Source organism: Helicobacter pylori (assembly GCF_009689985.1).
Lineage (GTDB): Bacteria > Campylobacterota > Campylobacteria > Campylobacterales > Helicobacteraceae > Helicobacter > Helicobacter pylori_CG.
Genome location: NZ_QBAW01000002.1, coordinates 55,685 through 80,917, shown reverse-complemented (window position 1 = coordinate 80,917; position 25,233 = coordinate 55,685). Strand labels below are relative to the sequence as shown.

The 25,233-nt window shown below is 40.3% G+C and carries 19 protein-coding genes, 7 tRNA genes and 1 pseudogene; 25 read left to right on the top strand and 2 right to left on the bottom strand.

Going from position 1 to position 25,233, the window contains the following annotated elements; translation table 11 throughout:
• The first annotated feature begins 7 nt into the window (after nucleotides 1-7).
• Both DBU79_RS02340 and DBU79_RS02335 read left to right on the top strand, forming a co-directional pair.
• A complete protein-coding gene (locus tag DBU79_RS02340) occupies nucleotides 8-712 on the top strand; it encodes a phosphoribosyltransferase (protein WP_001869148.1) in 705 nt (234 codons plus the stop codon).
• Nucleotides 713-714: 2 nt separating this feature from the next.
• The gene (locus tag DBU79_RS02335; RefSeq protein ID WP_154411423.1) at nucleotides 715-2,781 is read left to right on the top strand and encodes a polyribonucleotide nucleotidyltransferase; all 2,067 of its coding nucleotides are present in this window, start codon (nucleotides 715-717) and stop codon (nucleotides 2,779-2,781) included.
• A gap of 79 nt (nucleotides 2,782-2,860) precedes the next feature.
• On the opposite strand, the gene DBU79_RS02330 is transcribed toward DBU79_RS02335, so the two are convergent.
• Complete coding sequence (locus DBU79_RS02330) at nucleotides 2,861-3,949, bottom strand: hypothetical protein (protein ID WP_134889908.1); 1,089 nt, start codon at nucleotides 3,947-3,949, stop codon at nucleotides 2,861-2,863.
• A gap of 271 nt (nucleotides 3,950-4,220) precedes the next feature.
• On the opposite strand from DBU79_RS02330, the gene DBU79_RS02325 reads away from it, so the two are divergent.
• The 7 genes and pseudogenes from DBU79_RS02325 to DBU79_RS02295 all read left to right on the top strand — a co-directional run bounded on the left by DBU79_RS02325 (nucleotide 4,221) and on the right by DBU79_RS02295 (nucleotide 8,310).
• A complete protein-coding gene (locus DBU79_RS02325; protein ID WP_000669961.1) occupies nucleotides 4,221-4,538 on the top strand; it encodes a F0F1 ATP synthase subunit C in 318 nt (105 codons plus the stop codon).
• Between the two features lie 68 nt (nucleotides 4,539-4,606).
• Nucleotides 4,607-4,693, top strand: a tRNA-Leu gene (locus DBU79_RS02320).
• Nucleotides 4,694-4,746: 53 nt separating this feature from the next.
• A tRNA-Leu gene (locus DBU79_RS02315) sits at nucleotides 4,747-4,833 on the top strand.
• Nucleotides 4,834-5,204: 371 nt separating this feature from the next.
• Nucleotides 5,205-5,720, top strand: a complete 516-nt coding sequence (gene cysE, locus DBU79_RS02310) for a serine O-acetyltransferase (protein WP_000886324.1) — start codon at nucleotides 5,205-5,207, stop codon at nucleotides 5,718-5,720.
• Nucleotides 5,721-5,829: 109 nt separating this feature from the next.
• Nucleotides 5,830-6,448: pseudogene (locus DBU79_RS02305) on the top strand (HNH endonuclease).
• An 8-nt stretch (nucleotides 6,449-6,456) separates the two neighbouring features.
• Nucleotides 6,457-7,440, top strand: coding sequence for a DNA adenine methylase (locus tag DBU79_RS02300; RefSeq protein WP_154411422.1), 984 nt, complete (start codon nucleotides 6,457-6,459; stop codon nucleotides 7,438-7,440).
• A 201-nt stretch (nucleotides 7,441-7,641) separates the two neighbouring features.
• Nucleotides 7,642-8,310 carry an HAD family hydrolase gene (locus DBU79_RS02295; protein ID WP_154411421.1) on the top strand — a complete coding sequence of 223 codons (669 nt, stop codon included), beginning with the start codon at nucleotides 7,642-7,644 and terminating at the stop codon, nucleotides 8,308-8,310.
• 8 nt (nucleotides 8,311-8,318) lie between these two features.
• On the opposite strand, the gene DBU79_RS02290 is transcribed toward DBU79_RS02295, so the two are convergent.
• Nucleotides 8,319-10,055, bottom strand: coding sequence for an ABC transporter ATP-binding protein/permease (locus DBU79_RS02290; protein ID WP_154411420.1), 1,737 nt, complete (start codon nucleotides 10,053-10,055; stop codon nucleotides 8,319-8,321).
• A gap of 185 nt (nucleotides 10,056-10,240) precedes the next feature.
• On the opposite strand from DBU79_RS02290, the gene DBU79_RS02285 reads away from it, so the two are divergent.
• The 16 genes from DBU79_RS02285 (at nucleotide 10,241) to rpsG (ending at nucleotide 25,228) form a co-directional block, all read left to right on the top strand.
• A tRNA-Thr gene (locus DBU79_RS02285) sits at nucleotides 10,241-10,316 on the top strand.
• A 27-nt stretch (nucleotides 10,317-10,343) separates the two neighbouring features.
• Nucleotides 10,344-10,428: transfer RNA gene (locus DBU79_RS02280), tRNA-Tyr, on the top strand.
• Between the two features lie 16 nt (nucleotides 10,429-10,444).
• Nucleotides 10,445-10,521, top strand: a tRNA-Gly gene (locus tag DBU79_RS02275).
• Between the two features lie 30 nt (nucleotides 10,522-10,551).
• Nucleotides 10,552-10,626, top strand: a tRNA-Thr gene (locus DBU79_RS02270).
• 126 nt (nucleotides 10,627-10,752) lie between these two features.
• Nucleotides 10,753-11,952, top strand: a complete 1,200-nt coding sequence (gene tuf, locus DBU79_RS02265; protein ID WP_001040574.1) for an elongation factor Tu — start codon at nucleotides 10,753-10,755, stop codon at nucleotides 11,950-11,952.
• Nucleotides 11,953-11,986: 34 nt separating this feature from the next.
• Entirely contained in the window at nucleotides 11,987-12,145 is a 159-nt protein-coding gene (rpmG, locus tag DBU79_RS02260) for a 50S ribosomal protein L33 (protein WP_000865159.1), read from the top strand.
• Nucleotides 12,146-12,184: 39 nt separating this feature from the next.
• A tRNA-Trp gene (locus DBU79_RS02255) sits at nucleotides 12,185-12,260 on the top strand.
• Between the two features lie 142 nt (nucleotides 12,261-12,402).
• Entirely contained in the window at nucleotides 12,403-12,582 is a 180-nt protein-coding gene (gene secE / locus DBU79_RS02250; RefSeq protein ID WP_000362126.1) for a preprotein translocase subunit SecE, read from the top strand.
• A 29-nt stretch (nucleotides 12,583-12,611) separates the two neighbouring features.
• Entirely contained in the window at nucleotides 12,612-13,139 is a 528-nt protein-coding gene (gene nusG / locus DBU79_RS02245) for a transcription termination/antitermination protein NusG (protein ID WP_001846772.1), read from the top strand.
• 17 nt (nucleotides 13,140-13,156) lie between these two features.
• Complete coding sequence (rplK, locus tag DBU79_RS02240; protein ID WP_001085997.1) at nucleotides 13,157-13,582, top strand: 50S ribosomal protein L11; 426 nt, start codon at nucleotides 13,157-13,159, stop codon at nucleotides 13,580-13,582.
• 44 nt (nucleotides 13,583-13,626) lie between these two features.
• Complete coding sequence (gene rplA, locus DBU79_RS02235; protein WP_001085839.1) at nucleotides 13,627-14,331, top strand: 50S ribosomal protein L1; 705 nt, start codon at nucleotides 13,627-13,629, stop codon at nucleotides 14,329-14,331.
• 108 nt (nucleotides 14,332-14,439) lie between these two features.
• Complete coding sequence (gene rplJ / locus DBU79_RS02230) at nucleotides 14,440-14,934, top strand: 50S ribosomal protein L10 (RefSeq protein WP_001171774.1); 495 nt, start codon at nucleotides 14,440-14,442, stop codon at nucleotides 14,932-14,934.
• A gap of 44 nt (nucleotides 14,935-14,978) precedes the next feature.
• Nucleotides 14,979-15,356, top strand: coding sequence for a 50S ribosomal protein L7/L12 (gene rplL, locus DBU79_RS02225; protein ID WP_001018219.1), 378 nt, complete (start codon nucleotides 14,979-14,981; stop codon nucleotides 15,354-15,356).
• A gap of 221 nt (nucleotides 15,357-15,577) precedes the next feature.
• On the top strand, nucleotides 15,578-24,250 hold the full coding sequence (locus DBU79_RS02215) for a DNA-directed RNA polymerase subunit beta/beta' (protein ID WP_154411419.1): 8,673 nt from the start codon (nucleotides 15,578-15,580) through the stop codon (nucleotides 24,248-24,250).
• Between the two features lie 87 nt (nucleotides 24,251-24,337).
• The gene (gene rpsL / locus DBU79_RS02210; RefSeq protein ID WP_001142321.1) at nucleotides 24,338-24,745 is read left to right on the top strand and encodes a 30S ribosomal protein S12; all 408 of its coding nucleotides are present in this window, start codon (nucleotides 24,338-24,340) and stop codon (nucleotides 24,743-24,745) included.
• A 15-nt stretch (nucleotides 24,746-24,760) separates the two neighbouring features.
• The gene (rpsG, locus tag DBU79_RS02205) at nucleotides 24,761-25,228 is read left to right on the top strand and encodes a 30S ribosomal protein S7 (RefSeq protein ID WP_001254365.1); all 468 of its coding nucleotides are present in this window, start codon (nucleotides 24,761-24,763) and stop codon (nucleotides 25,226-25,228) included.
• Nucleotides 25,229-25,233 lie beyond the last annotated feature (5 nt).

The following is a 25,233-nucleotide window of genomic DNA, read 5'->3' as shown; positions in this document are numbered from 1 at the left end:
AATGCATTTGAATACTGACTTTAGCCATATCACCGATATAGAGGGCATGCGTTTTATTAATGAAGAAGACGCTTTGAACAAATTGATTAATGAAATCCACACACGCCACATTGATTTAAAAGATTCCATCATGCTCGCTTTGAGTTTTAACGCTCTGTATTTAGCTAACGCTTTAGCGCAAAAATTTGGAGCGACTTATGATATACTTTTTTTAGAACCTATCCTAGCCCCTTTAAACTCAAAATGCGAGATCGCTTTGGTGAGTGAGAGCATGGATATAGTGATGAATGAAAGTTTGATCAATTCCTTTGACATCACTTTAGACTATGTTTATGGGGAAGCCAAGCGAGCTTATGAAGAAGACATTTTGTCCCACATTTATCAGTATCGCAAAGGCAATGCGATCAAAAGCTTAAAAGATAAAAATATTTTTATCGTAGATAGGGGGATTGAAACCGGGTTTAGAGCAGGGTTAGGCGTGCAAACTTGCTTGAAAAAAGAATGCCAAGACATTTATATTTTAACCCCCATTCTCGCGCAAAATGTCGCTCAAGGCTTAGAAAGTTTGTGCGATGGGGTGATTAGCGTGTACCGCCCTGAATGTTTTGTCTCTGTGGAGCATCATTATAAAGAACTCAAGCGATTAAGCAATGAAGAAATTGAAAAATACTTGGGTGCTAACAACGCGCCTAATTTAAAAAAGGAACATTAAATATGGATTTTATCACCATCAATTCTAGTAACAAAACCGAAGAGTTCGCTCTCAAACAAGTGGCCAAACAAGCCACCAGCTCTCTAATGTATCGCTTAGGAAAAACCATCATTTTAGCGAGCGTGTGCACAGAAAGAGAGCCTGTGAGTGAAGATTTTTTGCCTTTAGTGGTGCAGTTTTTAGAAAAATCTTATGCAGCCGGTAAAATCCCGGGCGGTTTTGTCAAAAGAGAAGGCAGAGCGCAAGATTTTGAAATCTTAACCTCTAGGCTCATAGACAGGACTTTACGCCCTTTATTCCCTAAAGATTACCGCTACCCTACCCAAATCACTTTAATGGTTTTAAGCCATGATATTGAAAACGATTTGCAAGTCTCTGCTTTAAACGCTGCTTCAGCCGCTCTCTTTTTATCCCATATCGCTCCCATTAAAAGCGTGAGCGCTTGCAGGATCGCTAGGATTGATAACGAATTTATCATTAACCCTAGTGCAAGCCTTTTGAATCAATCCAGTTTGGATTTGTTTGTGTCTGGCACAAAAGAGAGTTTGAACATGATAGAAATGCGCTCTTTGGGGCAAAAGTTAAACGCTTTAGAAGAGCCTTTAATGCTAAAAGCTTTAGAATTGGCTCAAAAAAGTTTGAAAGAAACTTGCACGCTTTATGAAGAGATTTTCACGCCCCACCAAAACGAGCTGCTTTTCAAAGAGAGCCAAGGAATAATTTTTAATGAAAGGCTGTTAGATTTATTAAAAAATCAGTATTTTGATGAAATCATCAAAGGCATTGAAAGTTCTGCTTTGAGTGAGCGAGAAAATGTTTTCAATGAAATTGCCAGAAAAATCAGTGAAGCCCACTCAGAATTCAGTTTAGAAGAGATTGAATTGTCTTTAGAAAAAGTGAAAAAAAATGAGATAAGGCGTATGATTATTCAGGATAAAATCCGCCCGGACAAGCGCGCGTTAGAAGAAGTGCGGCCCATTTTGATAGAGAGCGATTTACTCCCTATGGCGCACAGCTCTATTTTATTCACTAGGGGGCAAACTCAAAGCTTAGTGGTAGGGGTTTTAGGCACGGATAATGACGCTCAAACTCATGAGAGTTTGGAGCATAAAGCCCCTATCAAAGAGCGTTTCATGTTTCATTATAATTTCCCTCCTTTTTGCGTGGGCGAAGCGAGTTCTATTGGCGCGACTTCAAGGCGCGAATTAGGGCATGGGAATTTGGCTAAAAGAGCTTTAGAAACGAGTATTAAAAATAAAGAGCAGGTGATACGATTGGTTTCTGAGATTTTAGAAAGCAATGGTTCAAGCTCAATGGCGAGCGTGTGTGCAGGCTCTTTAGCCCTTTATGCAAGCGGTGTGGAAATTTATGATCTAGTCGCTGGGGTGGCTATGGGCATGGTGAGTGAAGGGCAAGATCACGCCATTTTAAGCGATATTAGCGGTTTAGAAGACGCAGAAGGCGATATGGATTTTAAGATTGCCGGGAATTTAGAAGGCATTACAGCCATGCAAATGGATACCAAAATGAGCGGTATCCAATTAGAGGTTTTATACCAAGCCTTACTCCAAGCCAAAGAAGCACGGAAACATATTTTAAAAATCATGCATGAAGCGAAAGAAAAGATTGTGATCAATTTTTCCCATTTGCCTACAACTGAAATTTTTAATGTTGCGCCAGATAAAATTGTAGAAATTATCGGTCAAGGGGGGCGTGTGATTAAAGAGATAGTGGAAAAGTTTGAGGTTAAAATTGATTTGAATAAACCAAGCGGTGAAGTGAAAATCATGGGGAATAAAGAGCGTGTTTTAAAGACTAAGGAATTTATTTTAAACTATTTGCATTCTTTAGATCAAGAATTGGAGCAATACGCTATTGATGAGGTGCTAGAAGCTCAAGTGAAACGAATCGTGGATTTTGGGGCGTTTTTAAGCTTGCCTAAGGGGGGCGAAGGCTTGTTAAGAAAGCAAAACATGGACAGGTGTCAAGTGGTTTTAAAAGAAGGCGATAGTATCAGGTGTAGGGTGATTAGTTTCAATAAGGGTAAAATCGCTTTAGATTTGGCTTAATCCATCTCTTAAATTATCCATAGTCCTATGTAAAACCAATCTAATACATAGGATTTGGCTAAAATATATACACTCTTTTTTATTTCTCTTCGTGGGTGATAACAATATTTTGAAGGTATTGTTTAGGGGCTTCAATTAAATTAAAGAGAGCTTCTCTATCCCTTTCTGTATCAAAATAACTTAAAATATTACTTTTGATATATTCTATATGTGCATTTTCGTTGTTTAACCTATTGATTTCATTTAGTTGATTAGGGTGGTATGCCGACCCATAATACCACCCATAACATGGCATAATACTTTGTTGAGATTGGCAATTATCGTTTTGGATAAAATTTAATTGTTCTTCCCAATTCTTTGTTGTTTGATTGAAACTACTAAAAGCTTCTTCAACTTTAGCTTTTAAAGATTTCATGCTCTCATTATCAATGAGTCCTGCAACAACATATTCTAAAACCAACGCAAAACCATAATGAGAAAGAGCATATCTCGCACAAATGTAGTTACTACCTACATCATTAAAGTTTTTTATCATTAGCCCTTGATTTATTTGGGATATAAAATTATAAAAAATTTCATCTAATTTAATGCGTATGTTTTGTAAACTTGTGCATGTTGATTGTCTCAAAACATCACTTTTAGAAATTTGAGAAATATCCTTATAAACTTCTTGGAGAAATTTAGTTTTAGCTTTTAAGGCATTAATTTGTTGGGTAACAAAGATGTTTTGTTGTGTGAGTAAGCTTTGATTTTCATTAAAAAGACGATTAGTTTCGGCATATGCTTCATAATAGATTTTTACTAGTTCATAATTAAGAATAGGGGCAATATGGTTCATAATCCCTGTAGTTAGCTCAATAGCACCTACTATCTCAAAACCTTCATGGCCCCCAAACCCTTTGACACCTTTTAACATAGATGAAACCTTTCCATCTTTATATAACACTAATTTATCTAAAGGAACACTTGTTGTAAAAATAGGCAAAGAGCTAAGGCCATGATTGATGATATGACCTAGCTTATCGTATAGCTCATTTGATTTAATTAAAATCATGCGTTGATAATTGCTATCAAGTGTTTGTTTTCTTGGCAAGGTCGGCAGAACTTCTATTCTGCTACCCAAAACCCTTTCAAGTAGAGTGAGTTCTTTATTGTTATCTTTTGGCATTGTGATCCTTTGTTGTATCTAATTTATTGACCACATCATTATACTACTAATGGATTGTTTTAAGTTTTTAAGGATAACTTATTGCTTATTGCTTAAATTAAATTTGTTTTTTTAAAAACTTCCTTATTTCTAATAATTTAATAAAAATTTATTATTTTAAAAGAGATTTTAAGCTAGTTTGTATTAAAATAAATTCTTGCTTGTATTTTTGAAAGTAGAGGAACGATTCGAAATGAAAATCAAGCCTAATTTTTGAAAACGGAGTGCGAAAATGAAATTTTTAGCGTTATTTTTTCTGGCTTTAGCGGGCGTTGCTTTCGCTCATGATGGTGGAATGGGGGGGATGGATATGATTAAATCTTATTCCATCTTAGGAGCGATGATCGGTCTAGGGATTGCCGCTTTTGGTGGGGCAATCGGCATGGGGAATGCGGCTGCAGCGACCATTACAGGCACAGCGAGGAACCCAGGAGTGGGCGGTAAATTGCTCACCACTATGTTTGTGGCCATGGCGATGATTGAAGCGCAAGTGATTTATACTTTAGTGTTTGCTATTATCGCTATTTATAGTAACCCATTCTTAAGTTAAGGATTTTGATGGGCTAAATTATTGCTTAAAAAGCGTAATTTAGCTATAATACTTGCTTTAAATTTTTAGCACTGGTGGTGGAATTGGTAGACACGCCATCTTGAGGGGGTGGTGGGAGCAATCTCGTGCGAGTTCGAGTCTCGCCCAGTGCACCATTAAGTTTCTTTAAGGAATAAGTGGGTATAATCTCACTCTTTGCTCTATATATGCCGAAGTGGTGGAATTGGTAGACACGCTAGACTCAAAATCTGGTGGGAGCAATCCCGTGTCGGTTCGAGTCCGACCTTCGGCACCATTACCGATAGTCTTTTTCAATCTGCTTTTTATTTTTTTATTTAAAATAGTTTTATGCCAAATAAATGCCAAATAAATGATGGATTAGTGAATTTTTAAGCCTTTTTTAAAGGATTGTTTAACCCATTATAAAAGGAGTGTGAGTTTAGGTATAATGATTTAGCTAAAAGATGTTAAAATCCCACTAATTTTTTTTGGGGTAGGAAATATCCATGCAGACTTTAAAGAACAAAGCCTTTCGTGTTAGCATTCAATGGAATGCTTTAGTTAGGAAGCTTCTTTCTTTAGAAAGGGGCGTTCTCATTGGAATGGATGAGAAAAAATCTGCTTAAGTCATGTTGATTCAAATATATTTCAACCGGAGACTCTATCATGCTGGATTTGTCTTATAGCCTGGAGCGTGTCTTGCAAGAAGACCCGGCAGCTAGGAATAAGTGGGAGGTTCTTTTGCTTTATCCGGGCATTCATGCACTGCTTTGCCACCGCCTAGCGCATGCGTTGCACAAGAAGGGGCTTTATTTTATTGCGCGCGCGCTTTCTCAGTTAGCGCGCTTTATTACCGGGATAGAAATCCACCCGGGCGCTAAGATTGGGAGAGGGCTTTTTATTGATCATGGCATGGGTGTGGTGATTGGCGAGACCACAGAGATTGGAGATGATGTTACCATTTATCATGGCGTAACTCTAGGGGGCACGGGCAAGTTCAAGGGCAAGCGCCACCCCACTTTAGGCAACCGAGTGGTAGTGGGGGCTGGGGCTAAGGTCTTGGGCGCGATTTGCGTGGGTGATGATGTGAAGATTGGGGCTAATGCGGTGGTGCTTTCAGATTTACCCACGGGTTCTACGGCTGTAGGCGCTAAAGCTAAAACCATCACAAAGGATCGTTAATTTTAGATAAATTGATTAGAATTTATAAAATGTTATAGAGAGGATTTTTAAAATGAGTAAAAGTAGAAAAGAATTATTTTTAGAACTTGCATAACCTGATAAAAACGGGATGAGTCGTTGGGTAAGCGCTATAGAATTTATAGGAAAATATCAAGGATTACAGCTAGGTAATGGGGGGAGTTGGTGTAGGAATAACTCATCTTTGGCTAAAGAATTTGAATTTGATAAAAGGCAAACTCAATTCTATTGATAGAATATGCTTGAATGGCTATAAAACCAAATGTGTTTTTAACCAAAGTATCCGTCAAGACATTAAAAATTACTATAGCCAACAATGTTGCGCGATGTGCGGTGTGTGCGGCAACTCTGAAAACACTCAAATAGAAATAGATCATAAAGACGGCCGCAAGGATGATTTAAGAGTTTCTGATTTAAACACACAGACTTTTGATGATTTCCAAGCTTTATGTAAAGCTTGTAATGACAAGAAACGCCAGATTTGTAAAAAATGCAAAGAAAGTGGCTATAGATTTGATGCAACAAAAATTCCTGGCAATCGTTATCCTTTCTATGAGGGGGTAGCTGAATATGATGGTTGTGTGGGTTGCTATCAATATGACCCCATACAATACAGAAAAACTTGTAATGATAGGATATTTAATGAAGGGTATCAAAAAGGTTATTATGAGGGGTGTCAAATTGGATACAATCAAAAAACTACTTTATAGCGGTTGCAATGAACTACATCGGCTCTAAATACAAGCTTATTCCCTTTATTAAGGAAAATATCCATGCGGTTGCAAGTAATGATCTCTCTGGCGCGATTTTTTGTGATCTATTCGCTGGGACGGGCATTGTGGGGCGCGCGTTTAAAAAGGCTGTTCATAAAATCATTTCTAATGATTTGGAATATTATAGCTTTGTTTTGAATCAAAATTATATCGGCAACATTCAAGAAATCCCCAATAAAGAAGAGCTTATTAATGAGGTTAATAGCGTTGCTTTAAAAAAAGGCTTTATCCATTCGCATTATTCGGGGAGTTCAAGGCAGTATTTTAGCGGAACAAACGCTCAAAAAATTGATGCGATGCGTTTGAAAATTGAAGAGCTTAAGCTTTCTCAAAACATTGATAATTGCGCGTATTATTTTTTGCTCGCATCGCTATTAGAGAGCGCGGACAAGGTGGCTAACACCGCTTCAGTTTATGGGGCTTTTTTAAAACGCCTTAAAAAAAGCGCTCAAAAAGAACTCATCTTAAAAGGCGCTCATTTTGATTTGAGTTTAAACGCTAATGAAGTGTATCAGCAAGACGCTAGCGAGTTGATCGGAAAGATTTCAGGGGATATTTTGTATTTAGACCCCCCTTATAATGCGAGGCAATACGGGGCGAATTACCATTTATTGAACACGATTGCTGCTTATACGCCCTTTGCTCCAAAAGGCAAAACCGGCTTGCCCAGTTACCAGAAATCCTCTTTTTGCTCTCGTGCTAAAATCTTAAACGCTTTTGAAGATTTAATCAAAAAAGCGCGATTCAAATATATTTTTTTAAGCTATAACAATGAAGGGCTTATGAGCGAGACAGAGATTAAAAATATCTTAAAAAAATACGGCGCTTACTCCCTAATTACCAAAACTTACATGCGTTTTAAAGCGGATAACAAACGCGCCCATAAAGCCGTGCACACCAAAGAGTGTTTGCATATTCTTGTCAAATAAGAGTCAAAATAACCCAACCTTTAAAAACGAGCTTTAAGTTAAAAAATCTAAAGAGCGTTAGAGTTTTTAAATAAGGCTTTAGCGGGCGGTATTTGATTAAAATTGATCCAAGATACTCCAATAATGATAAAAATAATCGCTTAAATACCGCTTGAATAAGGTAAAATGAAACCAAAATAAGCCTATAAAAAAGGGGAAATCATGGTGCTTGAAGTGGTTTTATGGGATTTTGATGGCGTGATTTTTGACAGCATGCATTTAAAAAATGAAGGGTTTAAGGCGTTGTTTCAAAAGCATGGCAACAAGAATCAAGAGAATTTGAAACAATTTGAAGTTTATCATTATCAAAGTGGGGGGATTTCAAGGAATGAAAAAATCCAATACTTTTATAATGAGATTTTAAAAACCCCTATCGCTCAAGAAGAAGTGGATAAATTAGCCCTAGAGTTTGGCGCTATCATAGAGCAAAAGCTTTTTGATAGGGGGCATTTGAATAGCGAAGTGATGGCGTTTATTGATAAGCATTATCAAAATTACATTTTCCATATCGCTTCAGCGGCCTTGCATAGCGAATTGCAAGTGTTGTGCGAGTTTTTAGGGATTGCTAAGTATTTTAAGAGCGTTGAAGGGAGTCCGCCTAATAAACCTAAAATCATCGCTAATATCATTCAAAAATACGCCTATAACCCAGGCCGCATGCTAATGATAGGCGATAGCGTCAATGACTATGAAAGCGCTAAGGCTAATGAAGTGGCGTTTTTGGGTTACAACAGCAAGGTTTTGAAAAATTTAGTGGGTCAAAACGGCTATCAAGGGAAGTATTTGGAGAGCTTTAAGGGGTTTGATTTGCAAAACTTTATAAAAGAGTGAAGCCAACTTTAAATAAGATTGTCTTTGTGTTGGCTCATGTCAATGATGACTTCACAGCGTTCGATCGTGCTTAAGCGGTGGGCGATAACGATTAGGGTTTTATTTTTAGCGATTTGATAGATTTCATCCATGATTTTACTCTCGGTTTCATTGTCTAGGGCTGAAGTGGCTTCATCTAAAACTAAAATTTCAGGGTTATCGTATAAGGCTCTTGCAATGCCTATGCGCTGTTTTTGACCGCCACTAAGCTTAGCGCCCCCTTCGCCCACTTGGGTTTTAAGACCTTCATGCTCACATAAAAAATCATAAATATGAGCCATTTTGCACACCTTAATCAAGCGTTTTTCATCTATGGCGCTCCCAAAAGCGATATTATCCCCCACAGTGCCATCAAAAAGGTAAATATTTTGGGGGATATAGCCTATTTTTTTACGCCATGAGCGCCTGTTTTCGTTGGTTAAAAGGGTGTTATCAATAAAAATTTCCCCGCTTTTAGGGTAGGTAAGCCCCATAATAATATCCGCCAGTGTGGATTTTCCGCACCCGCTATGGCCTATGAGAGCGACTTTTTGACCTTTTTGAATGGTGAGGTTAAAATCTTTTAAAACCGGGTGTTTTGACTTGTAAGCGAATGAAATGTTTTGAAGAGTGATTTTTTCATTAAAGTCTAAAGGGACTAAATCTTCTTCAACGATGGTTTTAGAAAGGCTTTTAAAAACAATGTTGGTCGCAAGCTGGTTGTAAGCGATTTCATTGTATTGATTCAAAACGCCAGTAACAGAAGGGAGCGTGCGATAAAGCGCTAGAGCATACATAGAAATGGTAGGGAGCACCATTTTAGCTTCGCCGTATTTGAATAAAATGTAAGCGACCGCTAAAATCAACAAACTAAAGCCCACCGTTTCTAATGAATACCTGGGGACTACTTGCAAAGTGGCATAAATGATCTCGGTGTCATGGGCTTTACGGCTATTTTCTCCAAAAAGCTTGTGGGCTTCTTCATGGTTGTCTTTGAGTTTAGTGATTTTGAAATTGCTGAAAAATTTTGAAAAAACTTTAAGCGTTTGCGCCCTAGATTTTGCCGCTATCTCGCCCTTTTTTTGAATAAGAACGGTGATTTTTTTAGTGATGATAAAAATTTGTATGGAGATGATTAGAGTGAATATAAGCGTTAACTTCCAGTTAGTGATTAATAGCGTGGAATAGAAAAAAACGATCACGGTTAATTCAGTGAGTAGATTCAAAAAAGCGTTAAAGCTCATAAACATGCCATCCGCTTTATTATTGATAATATCTCTTAAAGAATCCAAGTTGTGGTTAAGGTGGGAGAGGTAGTTGCTTTTAATGTGCTGTAAAAAAAGTTGTTGCTTGATTTGATAAGCTTTTTTATTGGAAAAACGCCCTTTCAAATAAGTGAAAGACACCCCATAAAACATCCTGAACAAATAAATCCCCACCAAGCAAAAACTAAAAAAATACATCAAGCGAACGGGAGATGAAAAATGGAAAAAATCATAGACCATTTTCCAGTCTTTATCGTCTAAAGCCCTAATAGGATCGGAAGCAAGAGTGATAAAAGGCATTAAGAGAGTTAGAGACATCACTTCCACAAAAGAAGAAAAAACTGCCATCAGCACAAGCAGGAAAAAAACCATTTTTTCCTTGAAAGTGATGAGCATATAGATTTGCTTTAAAGAGCGTAAAAAGTATTTTAAAGTAGAAATTTTATGTTTTTTTTTCGCCATAATTTAAGTGTCCATAAATTCTTTTATATGTAATAAGCTTGAGCTGTGTTAAGCCAAATTGAGCTAGATTATAGCTAAATTTTAACCATGCTCTGTGCCATACGAATAATTTAGCTTTCTGTCATCATTTCTTGACAAGTCAAGTATAAAACTGCTATAATCCCAAGTCTTTGATTATTTTAGTTGCTGGCTTAGCTCAGTTGGTAGAGCAGCTGCCTTGTAAGCAGCAGGTCGGGGGTTCAAGTCCCTTAGCCAGCTCCAGTTAAAATGTTATTTTGTAAAGTTTTTGGTGAGATACTCAAGTGGCCAACGAGGGCAGACTGTAAATCTGCTGACTATGTCTTCCGTGGTTCGAATCCACGTCTCACCACCATTTTGTTTTTTTAGATGCGGGAATAGCTCAGTTGGCTAGAGCATCAGCCTTCCAAGCTGAGGGTCGCGGGTTCGAGTCCCGTTTCCCGCTCCATTTTTAGGATAACATTTTAGTTTTTGAGACGCCTATATAGCTCAGAGGCAGAGCACTTCCTTGGTAAGGAAGAGGTCGGCGGTTCAATTCCGCTTATAGGCTCCAGTTTATAATCTCTTGAATGGCGATAAGACAGAAATGTCTTAAATTTTGTGGTAGCATTTAGGAATACTTAGGATTTTGTTTAGTATAATTCTAAAATCCATTTCAAAAAATTAAGGAGAAATACAAATGGCAAAAGAAAAGTTTAATAGAACTAAGCCGCATGTTAATATTGGAACCATTGGGCATGTAGACCATGGTAAAACGACTTTGAGTGCAGCGATTTCAGCGGTGCTTTCTTTGAAAGGTCTTGCAGAAATGAAAGATTATGATAATATTGATAACGCCCCTGAAGAAAAAGAAAGAGGGATCACTATCGCTACTTCTCACATTGAATATGAAACTGAAAACAGACACTATGCGCATGTGGATTGCCCAGGACACGCTGACTATGTAAAAAACATGATCACCGGTGCGGCACAAATGGACGGAGCGATTTTGGTTGTTTCTGCAGCTGATGGTCCTATGCCTCAAACCAGAGAGCATATCTTATTGTCTCGTCAAGTAGGCGTGCCTCACATTGTTGTTTTCTTAAACAAACAAGACATGGTAGATGACCAAGAATTGTTAGAGCTTGTAGAAATGGAAGTACGCGAATTGTTGAGCGCGTATGAATTCCCTGGCGATGACACTCCTATCATAGCGGGTTCAGCTTTAAGAGCTTTAGAAGAAGCAAAGGCTGGTAATGTGGGTGAATGGGGTGAAAAAGTGCTTAAGCTTATGGCTGAAGTGGATGCCTATATCCCTACTCCAGAAAGAGACACTGAAAAAACTTTCTTGATGCCGGTTGAAGATGTGTTCTCTATTGCGGGTAGAGGGACTGTGGTTACAGGTAGGATTGAAAGAGGCGTGGTGAAAGTAGGCGATGAAGTGGAAATCGTTGGTATCAGACCTACACAAAAAACGACTGTAACCGGTGTAGAAATGTTTAGGAAAGAGTTGGAAAAAGGTGAAGCCGGCGATAATGTGGGCGTGCTTTTAAGAGGAACTAAAAAAGAAGAAGTAGAACGCGGTATGGTTCTATGCAAACCAGGTTCTATCACTCCGCACAAGAAATTTGAGGGAGAGATTTATGTCCTTTCTAAAGAAGAAGGCGGGAGACACACTCCATTCTTTACCAACTACCGCCCGCAATTCTATGTGCGCACGACTGATGTGACTGGCTCTATCACCCTTCCTGAAGGCGTAGAAATGGTTATGCCTGGCGATAATGTTAAAATCACCGTAGAGTTGATTAGCCCTGTTGCATTGGAATTGGGAACTAAATTTGCGATTCGTGAAGGCGGTAGAACCGTTGGTGCTGGTGTTGTGAGCAATATTATTGAATAATATTAGCAAAAAGAGGTTACCATAAAGGGTCATTATGAAAGTTAAAATAGGGTTGAAGTGTTCTGATTGTGAAGACATCAATTACAGCACAACCAAGAACGCTAAAACTAACACTGAAAAACTGGAGCTTAAGAAGTTCTGCCCAAGGGAAAATAAGCACACTCTTCATAAAGAAATCAAATTGAAGAGTTAGCTCTTTCTTTGGTGTTGCAATTTAAAAGGAGGGGAGGTTAGGTCAGTAGCTCCAATGGTAGAGCGTCGGTCTCCAAAACCGGTTGTTGGGGGTTCGAGTCCCTCCTGGCCTGCCATCTACTAATTTATTCTATCAAATTTGTGTTTCAATTGGATTGTTTTTAAATTTTTTAATTTTAGTTTAAGCTATTTTGGATAAAATTGAAAATTCTTTTAATGTATAAATGTATTAAGTTTAAGTGAGGGCGAAAAGAAACTATGGATAAATGGCTCATGCAATATAAATTAGCTAGAGAAGAACTTTCTAAAGTGATATTTCCTATTAAAGAGCAGATACGCAATGCACTTGTTTCTGTTTTGGTGGTGGTGAGCACTATCACGCTATTTTTAGCTTTGTTGGATTTTTCTCTAGGGGCTTTTGTCTCTAGTGTTCTATAGGTTGGTGGCTTTAAATAAGGAGAATAATGATGGATTGGTATGCCATACAAACTTATTCAGGGAGCGAGCAGTCCGTTAAGAAAGCGATTGAGAATCTAGCGAACGACCATAATATAAGAGATAGGATACAAGAAATTATTGTGCCTACTGAAGATATTATAGAAGTTTCTAAAAAAAGCAAGACGAAAGTAACGGAACGAAGCCTTTATCCTGGATATGTTTTTATTAAGGTGGATTTAGATACGGTTTTGTGGCATAAGATACAATCTTTGCCAAGAGTGAGCCGTTTTATTGGAGAAAACAAAAAGCCAACCCCACTGAGTGAAGCGGATATTGGGCATATTTTAGAAAAAATGAATAACCGAGCAGCCCCCAAGCCAAAAATCTTTTTTGAGCAAGGCGAAGTGGTGCGTGTGGTGGAAGGTCCTTTTGCAAACTTTACCGCTACAGTGGAAGAGTATGATGTGGAACACCGCAAGCTCAAGCTCAATGTTTCTATTTTTGGCAGGAACACTCCAATAGAGATTTTGCATTCGCAAGTGGAAAAAATTATATAACTTTTTAAGGAGAAAACATGGCTAAAAAAGTAGTCGGAGAAATCAAACTTCAAATCCCTGCTGGTAAGGCAAACCCTTCACCTCCCGTAGGGCCAGCGTTGGGTCAAAGAGGGGTTAATATCATGGAATTTTGCAAGGCTTTTAACGAGAGAACTAAAGACATGGGGAGTTTTAATATCCCGGTCATTATCACGGTTTATCAAGATAAGAGTTTTACCTTTATCACTAAAAAGCCTCCGGTAACGGATTTGATCAAAAAAGCTTCTGGGGTTGAAAAAGGTTCTGACAACCCGCTCAAAAATAAAATTGCAAAGCTCACCCACAAGCAAGTGGAAGAGATCGCGCAATTGAAAATGGAAGATTTAAACACAAGCACCATGGAAGCGGCCAAAAAAATCGTTATGGGCAGCGCTAGGAGCATGGGCGTAGAAGTTGTGGATTGATTGGGTTTTGTTGGAATTGAAAGAAATTTTTAAGGATTAGAATCGTGGCAAAAAAAGTATTTAAAAGATTGGAAAAACTTTTTTCTAAAATTCAAAACGATAAAGCGTATGGCGTAGAGCAAGGCGTAGAGGTGGTTAAATCTCTCGCTTCAGCCAAATTTGATGAAACCGTGGAAGTAGCGTTAAGACTAGGGGTTGATCCAAGGCATGCGGATCAAATGGTGCGCGGTGCGGTGGTGCTTCCTCATGGAACAGGGAAAAAAGTGAGGGTGGCCGTTTTTGCAAAAGACATTAAGCAAGATGAAGCCAAGAACGCTGGGGCTGATGTCGTTGGCGGAGACGATTTGGCTGAAGAAATCAAAAATGGCCGTATTGATTTTGACATGGTGATCGCAACGCCTGATATGATGGCGGTTGTCGGTAAAGTGGGTAGGATTTTAGGCCCTAAGGGTTTGATGCCAAACCCTAAAACCGGAACCGTTACGATGGATATTGCTAAAGCGGTTAGTAACGCTAAAAGCGGTCAAGTGAATTTCAGGGTGGACAAAAAGGGCAATGTCCATGCCCCTATTGGCAAAGCGAGTTTTCCTGAAGAAAAAATCAAAGAAAACATGCTTGAGTTGGTTAAAACGATCAACCGCCTAAAACCCAGTAGCGCGAAAGGCAAGTATATTAGAAACGCCGCTCTTTCGCTTACCATGTCGCCTTCAGTGAGTTTGGACGCACAGGAATTGATGGATATTAAATAGCGTTAGGAGTTTTTAATCTTAGGCTGAAGATCGTAAGAGCTAAAAAGCTTAAAATTTCTTTTTTAAAAAGATAATCTTGCAGAGGTCTAGTCTAGAAAGGAGGAAAAGATGCAAAAACAACATCAAAGGCAGCATAAAGTAGAGCTAGTCGCTAACTTAAAGTCGCAATTTGTGGATGCCAAAGCCCTTTTAATTTGCGATTATAAGGGTCTTAGCGTAAAAAAGTTGGAAGCTTTAAGGAATAAGGCTCGCAATCAAGGCATTAAAGTGCAAGTGATTAAGAACACTCTCGCTCATATTGCCATGAAAGAGGCCGGCTATTCTGATTTGGATTTGAAAGAAACCAATGTGTTTTTGTGGGGCGGTGATCAAATCGCTCTCTCTAAGCTCGTGTTTGATTTCCAAAAAGAGCATAAAGATCACTTTGTGTTGAAAGCGGGCTTGTTTGATAAAGAAAGCGTTAGCGTAGCTCATGTGGAAGCGGTTTCAAAACTCCCGAGCAAAGAAGAGCTTATGGGAATGTTGCTTTCTGTTTGGACGGCTCCGGCGCGTTATTTTGTGACCGGTTTAGACAATTTGCGTAAAGCGAAAGAAGAAAACTAAGAGCCTATGATGGCTTTAATTAAAAAAATTTGAAGGATTGGATTATGGCAATTTCAAAAGAAGAAGTGTTAGAGTATATTGGTTCATTGAGCGTTTTAGAGCTTGCTGAATTGGTTAAAATGTTTGAGGAAAAATTTGGCGTGAGCGCGACTCCAACGGTCGTAGCGGGTGCGGCTGTAGCTGGCGGTGCAGCGGCTGAGAGTGAAGAAAAAACCGAATTTAATGTGATTTTGGCCGATAGCGGTGCTGAAAAAATTAAGGTGATTAAAGTGGTTCGTGAAATCACTGGACTTGGCCTGAAAGAAGCTAAAGACGCTACCGAAAAAACCCCTCATGTGCTTAAAGAGGGCGTGAATAAAGAAGAAGCTGAAACCATCAAGAAGAAACTTGAAGAAGTAGGTGCTAAGGTTGAAGTCAAGTAAGACTTAAAAACAGAAAGGCCTTTGCGCCTTTCTCTGCTCTAGCGTGGCAGATGATTTTGCTCCATGATTTTGTTTGTGAGCGTGTGGCCTAAAGTGGTTAGTATTGCAGGTGGGTTTGGTATTTTTATCATGGATGGTTTTAAAGTTTAAAGATCCTTTTGCAATGCTTACTTGAATTAATGCATTAAATAACTCAAAATTTTTGATCAAAGGCTTGAAATATGTCAAAAAAAATTCCCCTAAAAAACCGCTTGAGAGCTGATTTTACAAAAACCCCGACAGATTTAGAAGTTCCTAATTTATTATTATTACAACGAGACAGCTATGATTCTTTCTTGTATTCCAAAGATGGCAAAGAGAGCGGGATTGAAAAGGTTTTTAAATCCATTTTTCCTATCCAAGATGAGCATAACCGCATCACTTTAGAGTATGCGGGTTGTGAATTTGGCAAGTCTAAATACACTGTTAGAGAAGCGATGGAGAGGGGTATTACCTACTCTATCCCCCTCAAAATTAAAGTGCACTTGATCTTGTGGGAAAAAGACACCAAAAGTGGCGAAAAGAACGGTATCAAGGATATTAAAGAACAAAGCATTTTCATTCGTGAGATCCCTTTGATGACAGAACGCACTTCATTTATTATCAATGGGGTGGAGCGCGTGGTGGTCAATCAGCTCCACAGAAGCCCCGGTGTGATTTTTAAAGAAGAGGAGTCCAGCACTTCTTTAAACAAGCTCATTTACACAGGGCAAATCATCCCTGATAGGGGTTCGTGGCTGTATTTTGAATACGATTCTAAAGATGTTTTGTATGCTCGTATCAACAAACGCCGTAAAGTGCCTGTTACCATTTTATTCAGGGCGATGGATTATCAAAAACAAGACATCATTAAAATGTTCTATCCGCTTGTTAAAGTGCGTTACGAAAACGATAAATATTTGATCCCGTTTGCTTCATTAGATGCCAATCAAAGAATGGAATTTGACTTGAAAGATCCGCAAGGCAAGATCATTCTTTTAGCGGGTAAAAAGCTCACTTCAAGAAAGATTAAAGAGCTTAAAGAAAACCATTTAGAATGGGTGGAATACCCTATGGATATTTTAATCAATCGTCATTTAGCTGAGCCTGTTATGGTGGGGAAAGAAGTCATATTGGACATGCTCACTCAGCTAGATAAAAACAGATTGGAAAAAATCCACGATTTAGGCGTGCAAGAATTTGTGATCATCAACGATCTGGCTTTAGGGCATGACGCTTCCATTATCCATTCTTTTTTGGCCGATTATGAGTCTTTAAAATTGCTCAAGCAAACTGAAAAGATTGATGATGAAAACGCTCTAGCGGCGATTCGTATCCATAAGGTTATGAAACCAGGCGATCCTGTTACGACTGAAGTGGCTAAGCAATTTGTCAAAAAACTTTTCTTTGACCCTGAACGCTATGATTTGACCATGGTGGGGCGCATGAAAATGAATCACAAGTTAGGCTTGCATGTGCCTGATTACATCACGACTTTAACGCATGAAGATATTATCACCACCGTTAAATACCTCATGAAAATCAAAAACAATCAGGGCAAGATTGATGACAGAGACCACTTGGGCAATCGTAGGATTAGAGCGGTAGGGGAATTACTAGCCAATGAATTGCATTCAGGCTTAGTGAAAATGCAAAAGACCATTAAAGACAAGCTCACTACCATGAGCGGGGCTTTTGATTCGCTCATGCCCCATGACTTGGTCAATTCTAAAATGATCACAAGCACCATTATGGAATTTTTCATGGGCGGCCAGCTCTCGCAATTCATGGATCAAACTAACCCCTTGAGTGAGGTTACGCACAAACGCCGCCTTTCAGCGCTCGGTGAAGGGGGATTGGTGAAAGACAGAGTAGGGTTTGAAGCTAGGGATGTGCATCCCACGCATTATGGTCGAATTTGCCCCATTGAAACCCCAGAAGGTCAAAATATCGGTTTGATCAACACCCTTTCCACTTTCACGAGAGTGAATGATTTAGGCTTTATTGAAGCCCCTTATAAAAAGGTTGTGGATGGCAAGGTAGTGGGTGAGACGATTTATTTGACCGCTATTCAAGAAGACAGCCACATCATCGCTCCCGCAAGCACCCCCATTGATGAAGAGGGCAATATTTTAGGCGATTTGATTGAAACGCGTGTGGAAGGCGAGATTATTTTAAACGAAAAAAGCAAAGTAACCTTAATGGATTTAAGCTCTAGCATGCTAGTAGGGGTCGCCGCATCGCTCATCCCTTTCTTAGAGCATGATGACGCCAACCGTGCCTTAATGGGGACTAACATGCAACGCCAAGCGGTGCCGTTATTAAGAAGCGACGCTCCTATTGTAGGCACAGGGATTGAAAAAATTATCGCTAGGGATTCTTGGGGAGCGATCAAAGCCAATCGTGCAGGCGTTGTAGAAAAAATTGATTCTAAAAATATTTATATTTTAGGCGAAGGCAAAGAAGAAGCCTATATTGATGCGTATTCTTTGCAAAAAAACTTGCGCACCAACCAAAACACCAGTTTCAATCAAATCCCTATCGTTAAAGTGGGCGATAAAGTGGAAGCCGGGCAAATCATCGCTGATGGCCCTAGCATGGATAGAGGCGAGTTGGCGTTAGGGAAAAATGTGCGCGTGGCGTTCATGCCTTGGAATGGCTATAACTTTGAAGACGCCATCGTGGTGAGTGAGCGCATCACTAAAGATGATATTTTTACTTCCACCCACATTTATGAAAAAGAAGTGGATGCCAGGGAGCTTAAGCATGGCGTGGAAGAATTTACCGCTGATATTCCTGATGTGAAAGAAGAAGCACTCGCTCATCTTGATGAAAGCGGGATCGTTAAAGTAGGCACCTATGTGAGCGCTGGCATGATTTTAGTGGGTAAGGCTTCTCCTAAAGGCGAGATTAAAAGCACGCCTGAAGAGCGGCTTTTAAGGGCTATTTTTGGGGATAAAGCCGGGCATGTGGTCAATAAGAGTTTGTATTGCCCCCCCAGTTTGGAAGGCACGGTGATTGATGTGAAAGTCTTCACTAAAAAAGGCTATGAGAAAGACGCACGGGTTTTGAGCGCGTATGAAGAAGAAAAAGCCAAGCTTGATATGGAGCATTTTGACCGCTTGACCATGCTCAATAGAGAAGAATTGTTGCGCGTTAGCTCGCTCCTTTCTCAAGCGATTTTAGAAGAGCCTTTCAGCCATAATGGTAAGGATTATAAAGAAGGCGATCAAATCCCTAAAGAAGAAATCGCTTCAATCAACCGCTTCATTTTGGCTAGTTTGGTGAAAAAGTATTCTAAAGAAGTGCAAAACCTCTATGAAATCACTAAAAGCAATTTCTTAGAGCAAAAAAAAGTCTTGGGCGAAGAGCATGAAGAAAAGCTTTCTATTTTAGAAAAAGATGATATTTTGCCTAATGGCGTGATCAAAAAAGTCAAGCTCTATATCGCTACAAAACGGAAGCTTAAAGTGGGCGATAAAATGGCAGGAAGGCATGGGAATAAAGGGATTGTGTCTAATATCGTGCCGGTTGCAGATATGCCTTATACCGCTGATGGCGAGCCTGTGGATATTGTCTTAAACCCTTTAGGCGTGCCAAGCCGCATGAACATCGGGCAGATTTTAGAAATGCATTTAGGCTTAGTGGGGAAAGAATTTGGGAAGCAAATCGCTAGCATGCTAGAGGATAAAACCAAAGATTTTGCCAAAGAATTGCGCGCTAAAATGCTAGAAATCGCTAACGCCATTAATGAAAAAGACCCCTTGACAATCCATGTTCTTGAGAGTTGTTCTGATGAAGAGCTTTTGGAATACGCAAAAGATTGGAGCAAGGGCGTTAAGATGGCTATCCCTGTGTTTGAAGGCATCTCGCAAGAAAAATTTTATAAGCTATTTGAATTAGCCAAGATCGCTATGGATGGCAAAATGGATCTGTATGATGGGCGCACAGGCGAGAAAATGAGGGAGCGCGTGAATGTGGGCTATATGTATATGATCAAACTCCACCATTTAGTGGATGAAAAAGTCCATGCCAGAAGCACAGGCCCTTATAGCTTGGTAACGCACCAGCCTGTGGGGGGTAAAGCGCTCTTTGGGGGTCAAAGGTTTGGGGAAATGGAAGTGTGGGCCTTGGAAGCTTATGGCGCAGCGCACACTCTAAAAGAAATGCTTACCATTAAATCCGATGATATTAGAGGCAGAGAGAACGCTTATAGGGCTATCGCTAAAGGTGAGCAAGTGGGCGAGAGCGAAATCCCTGAGACTTTCTATGTCTTGACTAAAGAATTGCAATCGCTCGCTTTGGATATTAATATTTTTGGGGACGATGTGGATGAAGATGGAGCACCTAAACCCATTGTCATTAAAGAAGATGACAGGCCTAAAGACTTTAGTTCTTTCCAGCTCACTTTAGCCAGCCCTGAAAAAATCCATTCTTGGAGCTATGGGGAAGTTAAAAAGCCAGAAACGATCAATTACCGCACCCTAAAACCTGAACGAGACGGCTTGTTTTGCATGAAAATCTTTGGCCCTACTAAAGATTATGAATGCTTGTGCGGTAAATACAAAAAGCCTCGCTTCAAAGACATTGGCACATGCGAAAAATGCGGCGTGGCGATCACGCACTCCAAAGTCAGGCGTTTTAGAATGGGGCATATTGAATTGGCCACTCCTGTAGCGCATATCTGGTATGTCAATTCCTTGCCTAGCCGTATCGGCACGCTTTTAGGCGTTAAGATGAAAGACTTAGAGCGCGTGTTGTATTATGAAGCTTATATCGTTAAAGAGCCAGGCGAAGCCGCTTATGACAATGAAGGCACTAAGCTTGTGATGAAATACGATATTTTGAATGAAGAGCAGTATCAAAATATCTCACGAAGATACGAAGACAGGGGCTTTGTAGCGCAAATGGGCGGCGAAGCGATCAAGGATTTGTTAGAAGAAATTGATTTGATCACCTTATTGCAGAGTTTGAAAGAAGAAGTGAAAGACACTAATTCTGATGCGAAAAAGAAAAAACTCATTAAGCGTTTGAAAGTGGTAGAAAGCTTTTTAAATTCTGGTAACAGGCCCGAATGGATGATGCTCACGGTTTTACCGGTATTGCCACCAGATTTAAGGCCTTTAGTCGCGCTAGATGGTGGGAAGTTTGCGGTCAGCGATGTGAATGAATTGTATCGTCGTGTCATCAATCGTAACCAACGCTTGAAACGCCTAATGGAGCTTGGGGCGCCAGAAATCATTGTGCGCAACGAAAAAAGGATGTTGCAAGAAGCCGTGGATGTGCTTTTTGATAACGGCCGTAGCACCAATGCGGTTAAAGGGGCTAACAAACGCCCTTTAAAATCGCTCAGCGAGATCATTAAAGGCAAGCAAGGGCGTTTCAGGCAAAACCTTTTAGGTAAGCGCGTGGATTTTTCAGGCAGAAGCGTGATTGTGGTTGGGCCTAATCTTAAAATGGATGAATGCGGGTTGCCTAAAAACATGGCGTTAGAACTCTTCAAACCGCATTTGTTATCCAAGCTTGAAGAGAGGGGCTATGCCACCACGCTCAAACAAGCTAAACGCATGATTGAGCAAAAAAGCAATGAAGTGTGGGAGTGCTTGCAAGAAATCACAGAGGGGTATCCGGTGCTACTCAACCGCGCTCCTACCTTGCACAAGCAATCCATTCAAGCGTTCCATCCAAAGCTGATTGACGGCAAAGCGATCCAATTGCACCCGTTAGTGTGTTCAGCGTTCAACGCCGATTTTGACGGGGATCAAATGGCGGTGCATGTGCCTTTAAGCCAGGAAGCGATCGCTGAATGCAAGGTGCTCATGCTAAGCTCTATGAATATCCTTTTACCCGCTAGCGGTAAAGCCGTAGCCATTCCTAGCCAGGATATGGTTTTAGGGCTTTATTATCTTTCTTTAGAAAAGAGTGGGGTCAAGGGCGAGCATAAGCTTTTTTCTAGCGTGAATGAAATCATCACCGCTATTGACACGAAAGAATTAGACATCCACGCAAAGATTAGGGTTTTAGATCAAGGGAATATTATCGCTACGAGCGCGGGGCGCATGATTATTAAGTCTATTTTGCCTGATTTTATCCCTACGGATTTGTGGAACAGACCCATGAAGAAAAAAGATATTGGCGTGCTTGTGGATTATGTGCATAAAGTCGGCGGTATCGGCATTACTGCAACCTTTTTGGATAATTTGAAAGCGCTTGGCTTTAGGTATGCGACTAAGGCTGGTATTTCTATCTCTATGGAGGATATTATCACGCCAAAAGACAAGCAAAAAATGGTGGAAAAAGCCAAAGTAGAGGTTAAAAAAATCCAGCAACAATACGATCAAGGGCTGCTCACTGACCAAGAGCGTTACAATAAGATCATTGACACTTGGACTGAAGTCAATGACAAAATGAGTAAAGAAATGATGAGCGCTATCGCGCAAGATAAAGAGGGCTTTAACTCTATTTATATGATGGCAGATAGCGGTGCAAGGGGTAGTGCGGCGCAAATCCGTCAGCTTTCAGCGATGAGGGGTCTTATGACAAAGCCAGATGGCAGTATCATTGAAACGCCCATTATTTCTAACTTTAAAGAGGGGTTGAATGTCTTAGAATACTTTAACTCCACGCATGGCGCTAGAAAGGGCTTAGCGGATACAGCGCTAAAAACCGCCAATGCGGGGTATTTGACAAGAAAGCTCATTGATGTTTCGCAAAATGTCAAGGTGGTGTCTGATGATTGCGGCACGCATGAAGGGATTGAAATCACGGATATTGCGGTGGGGAGTGAGCTGATTGAACCTCTAGAAGAGCGTATTTTTGGGCGCGTTTTATTAGAAGATGTGATCGATCCCATTACGAATGAAATCTTGCTTTATGCGGACACTTTGATTGATGAAGAGGGCGCTAAAAAGGTGGTTGAAGCCGGGATTAAATCCATTACGATCCGCACCCCAGTAACTTGTAAAGCACCAAAGGGCGTGTGCGCGAAATGCTATGGTTTGAATTTGGGCGAAGGCAAGATGAGTTATCCGGGTGAAGCGGTGGGCGTGGTAGCCGCGCAATCTATTGGGGAGCCTGGAACGCAGCTCACTTTAAGGACTTTCCATGTGGGCGGGACAGCGAGTAGGAGTCAGGATGAGTGCGAAATTGTAGCGAGTAAAGAAGGTTTTGTGCGTTTCTACAACCTTAGGACTTACACGAATAAAGAGGGTAAAAACATTATCGCTAACCGCCGTAACGCTTCTATTTTAGTGGTAGAGCCTAAGATTAAAGCGCCTTTTGATGGGGAATTACGCATTGAAACGGTCTATGAAGAAGTCGTTGTGAGCGTGAAAAATGGCGATCAAGAAGCTAAATTTGTTTTAAGAAGAAGCGATATTGTCAAGCCAAGCGAATTGGCCGGCGTTGGCGGTAAGATTGAGGGGAAAGTGTATTTGCCTTATGCTAGTGGGCATAAGGTGCATAAGGGGGGAAGTATCGCTGATATTATCCAAGAGGGCTGGAATGTGCCTAATCGCATCCCTTATGCGAGCGAATTGCTAGTCAAGGATAATGACCCTATTGCGCAAGATGTGTATGCCAAAGAAAAAGGTGCAATCAAATACTATGTTTTAGAGGCTAATCATTTAGAGCGCACTCATGGGATCAAAAAGGGCGATATTGTGAGCGAAAAAGGCTTGTTTGCGGTGATAGCCGATGATAATGGTAGGGAAGCCGCTCGCCATTATATCGCTAGGGGTTCTGAGATCTTGATTGATGATAATAGTGAAGTGAGCGCTAATAGCGTGATTTCTAAACCCACGACCAACACTTTCAAAACGATTGCCACATGGGATCCTTACAACACCCCTATCATTGCGGACTTTAAAGGTAAGGTGGGTTTTGTGGATATTATCGCAGGGGTTACGGTCGCTGAAAAAGAAGACGAAAATACCGGCATTACAAGCTTAGTGGTGAATGATTACATTCCAAGCGGATACAAACCAAGCTTGTTTTTAGAGGGGATCAATGGCGAAGAGGTGCGTTATTTCCTAGAGCCAAAAACTTCTATCGCTATTATTGATGGCTCTAGCGTGGAGCAGGCTGAAGTGTTAGCGAAAATCCCTAAAGCGACCGTTAAATCCAGGGATATTACCGGGGGTCTCCCAAGGGTTTCGGAACTCTTTGAAGCGAGAAAACCCAAGCCTAAAGATGTGGCGATCCTTTCTGAAGTTGATGGGATTGTGAGTTTTGGCAAACCCATTCGCAATAAAGAACACATCATTGTAACTTCTAAAGATGGCCGTCCCATGGATTATTTTGTGGATAAGGGCAAGCAAATTTTAGTGCATGCTGATGAATTTGTGCATGCGGGAGAAGCGATGACGGATGGCGTGGTTTCAAGCCATGATATTTTAAGGATCAGCGGCGAAAAAGAGCTTTATAAATACATTGTGAGCGAAGTTCAGCAAGTGTATCGCAGGCAGGGGGTAAGCATTGCGGACAAGCACATTGAAATCATTGTTTCTCAAATGCTAAGGCAAGTGCGTATTTTAGACAGCGGGGATAGCAAGTTTATTGAAGGGGATTTAGTCAGTAAAAAACTCTTCAAAGAAGAAAACGCTCGTGTGATCGCTTTAAAAGGCGAGCCTGCGATTGCTGAACCGGTGCTTTTAGGGATCACCAGAGCAGCTATTGGGAGCGATAGCATCATTTCAGCGGCCTCTTTCCAAGAAACGACTAAAGTTTTAACAGAAGCCAGTATCGCTATGAAAAAAGACTTTTTAGAAGACTTGAAAGAGAATGTGGTGTTGGGGAGGATGATCCCTGTGGGAACGGGCATGTATAAGAATAAAAAAATCGTGTTAAGAACGCTTGAAGATGACCCTAAATTTTGACAAAAAAATCGGTTAAGATTTTTAAAAGAAAAATTAGGGTAAAATGGGAGAACTTTTAGTTTTAAATTTTTAGAATAAGGAAAAATAGTGCCTACTATCAATCAGTTGATTAGAAAAGAAAGGAAAAAGGTGGTTAAAAAAACGAAATCACCTGCATTAGTGGAATGCCCTCAAAGAAGAGGGGTTTGTACTAGGGTTTATACGACTACCCCTAAAAAGCCTAACTCGGCTTTAAGAAAGGTCGCTAAGGTCCGTCTGACCAGTAAATTTGAAGTGATCAGTTATATCCCTGGTGAAGGGCATAACTTGCAAGAACACTCCATTGTGTTAGTGCGTGGGGGTAGGGTTAAGGATTTACCCGGTGTGAAATACCACATCGTTCGTGGCGCTTTAGACACTGCAGGGGTCAATAAAAGAACGGTTTCACGCTCTAAATATGGGACTAAAAAAGCTAAAGCAACCGACAAGAAAGCAACCGACAACAAAAAAAAATAAGAGGAAAACAAAAACATGAGAAGAAGAAAAGCACCCGTTAGGGAGGTTTTGGGCGATCCTGTTTATGGGAACAAAGTGGTTACGAAGTTTATCAATAAGATGATGTATGACGGCAAGAAAAGCGTAGCGGAAAAAATCATCTACAAAGCTTTTAATAAGATTGAAGAAAAAAGCGGTGAAAAAGGGATTGAAGTGTTTGAAAAAGCCCTAGAAAGAGTGCGTCCTTTAGTGGAAGTGCGTAGCAGAAGAGTGGGTGGGGCTACCTATCAAGTGCCCGTAGAAGTGAGAGCGAGTCGCCAGCAGTCGCTATCTATTCGTTGGATTTTAGAAGCGACCAGAAAACGCAATGAAAGAATGATGGTGGATAGATTGGCTAATGAGCTTATGGATGCGGCTAGCGATAAGGGTGCAGCTTTTAAGAAAAAAGAAGATGTGCATAAAATGGCAGAAGCGAATAAAGCGTTCGCACACTATCGCTGGTAATTGGA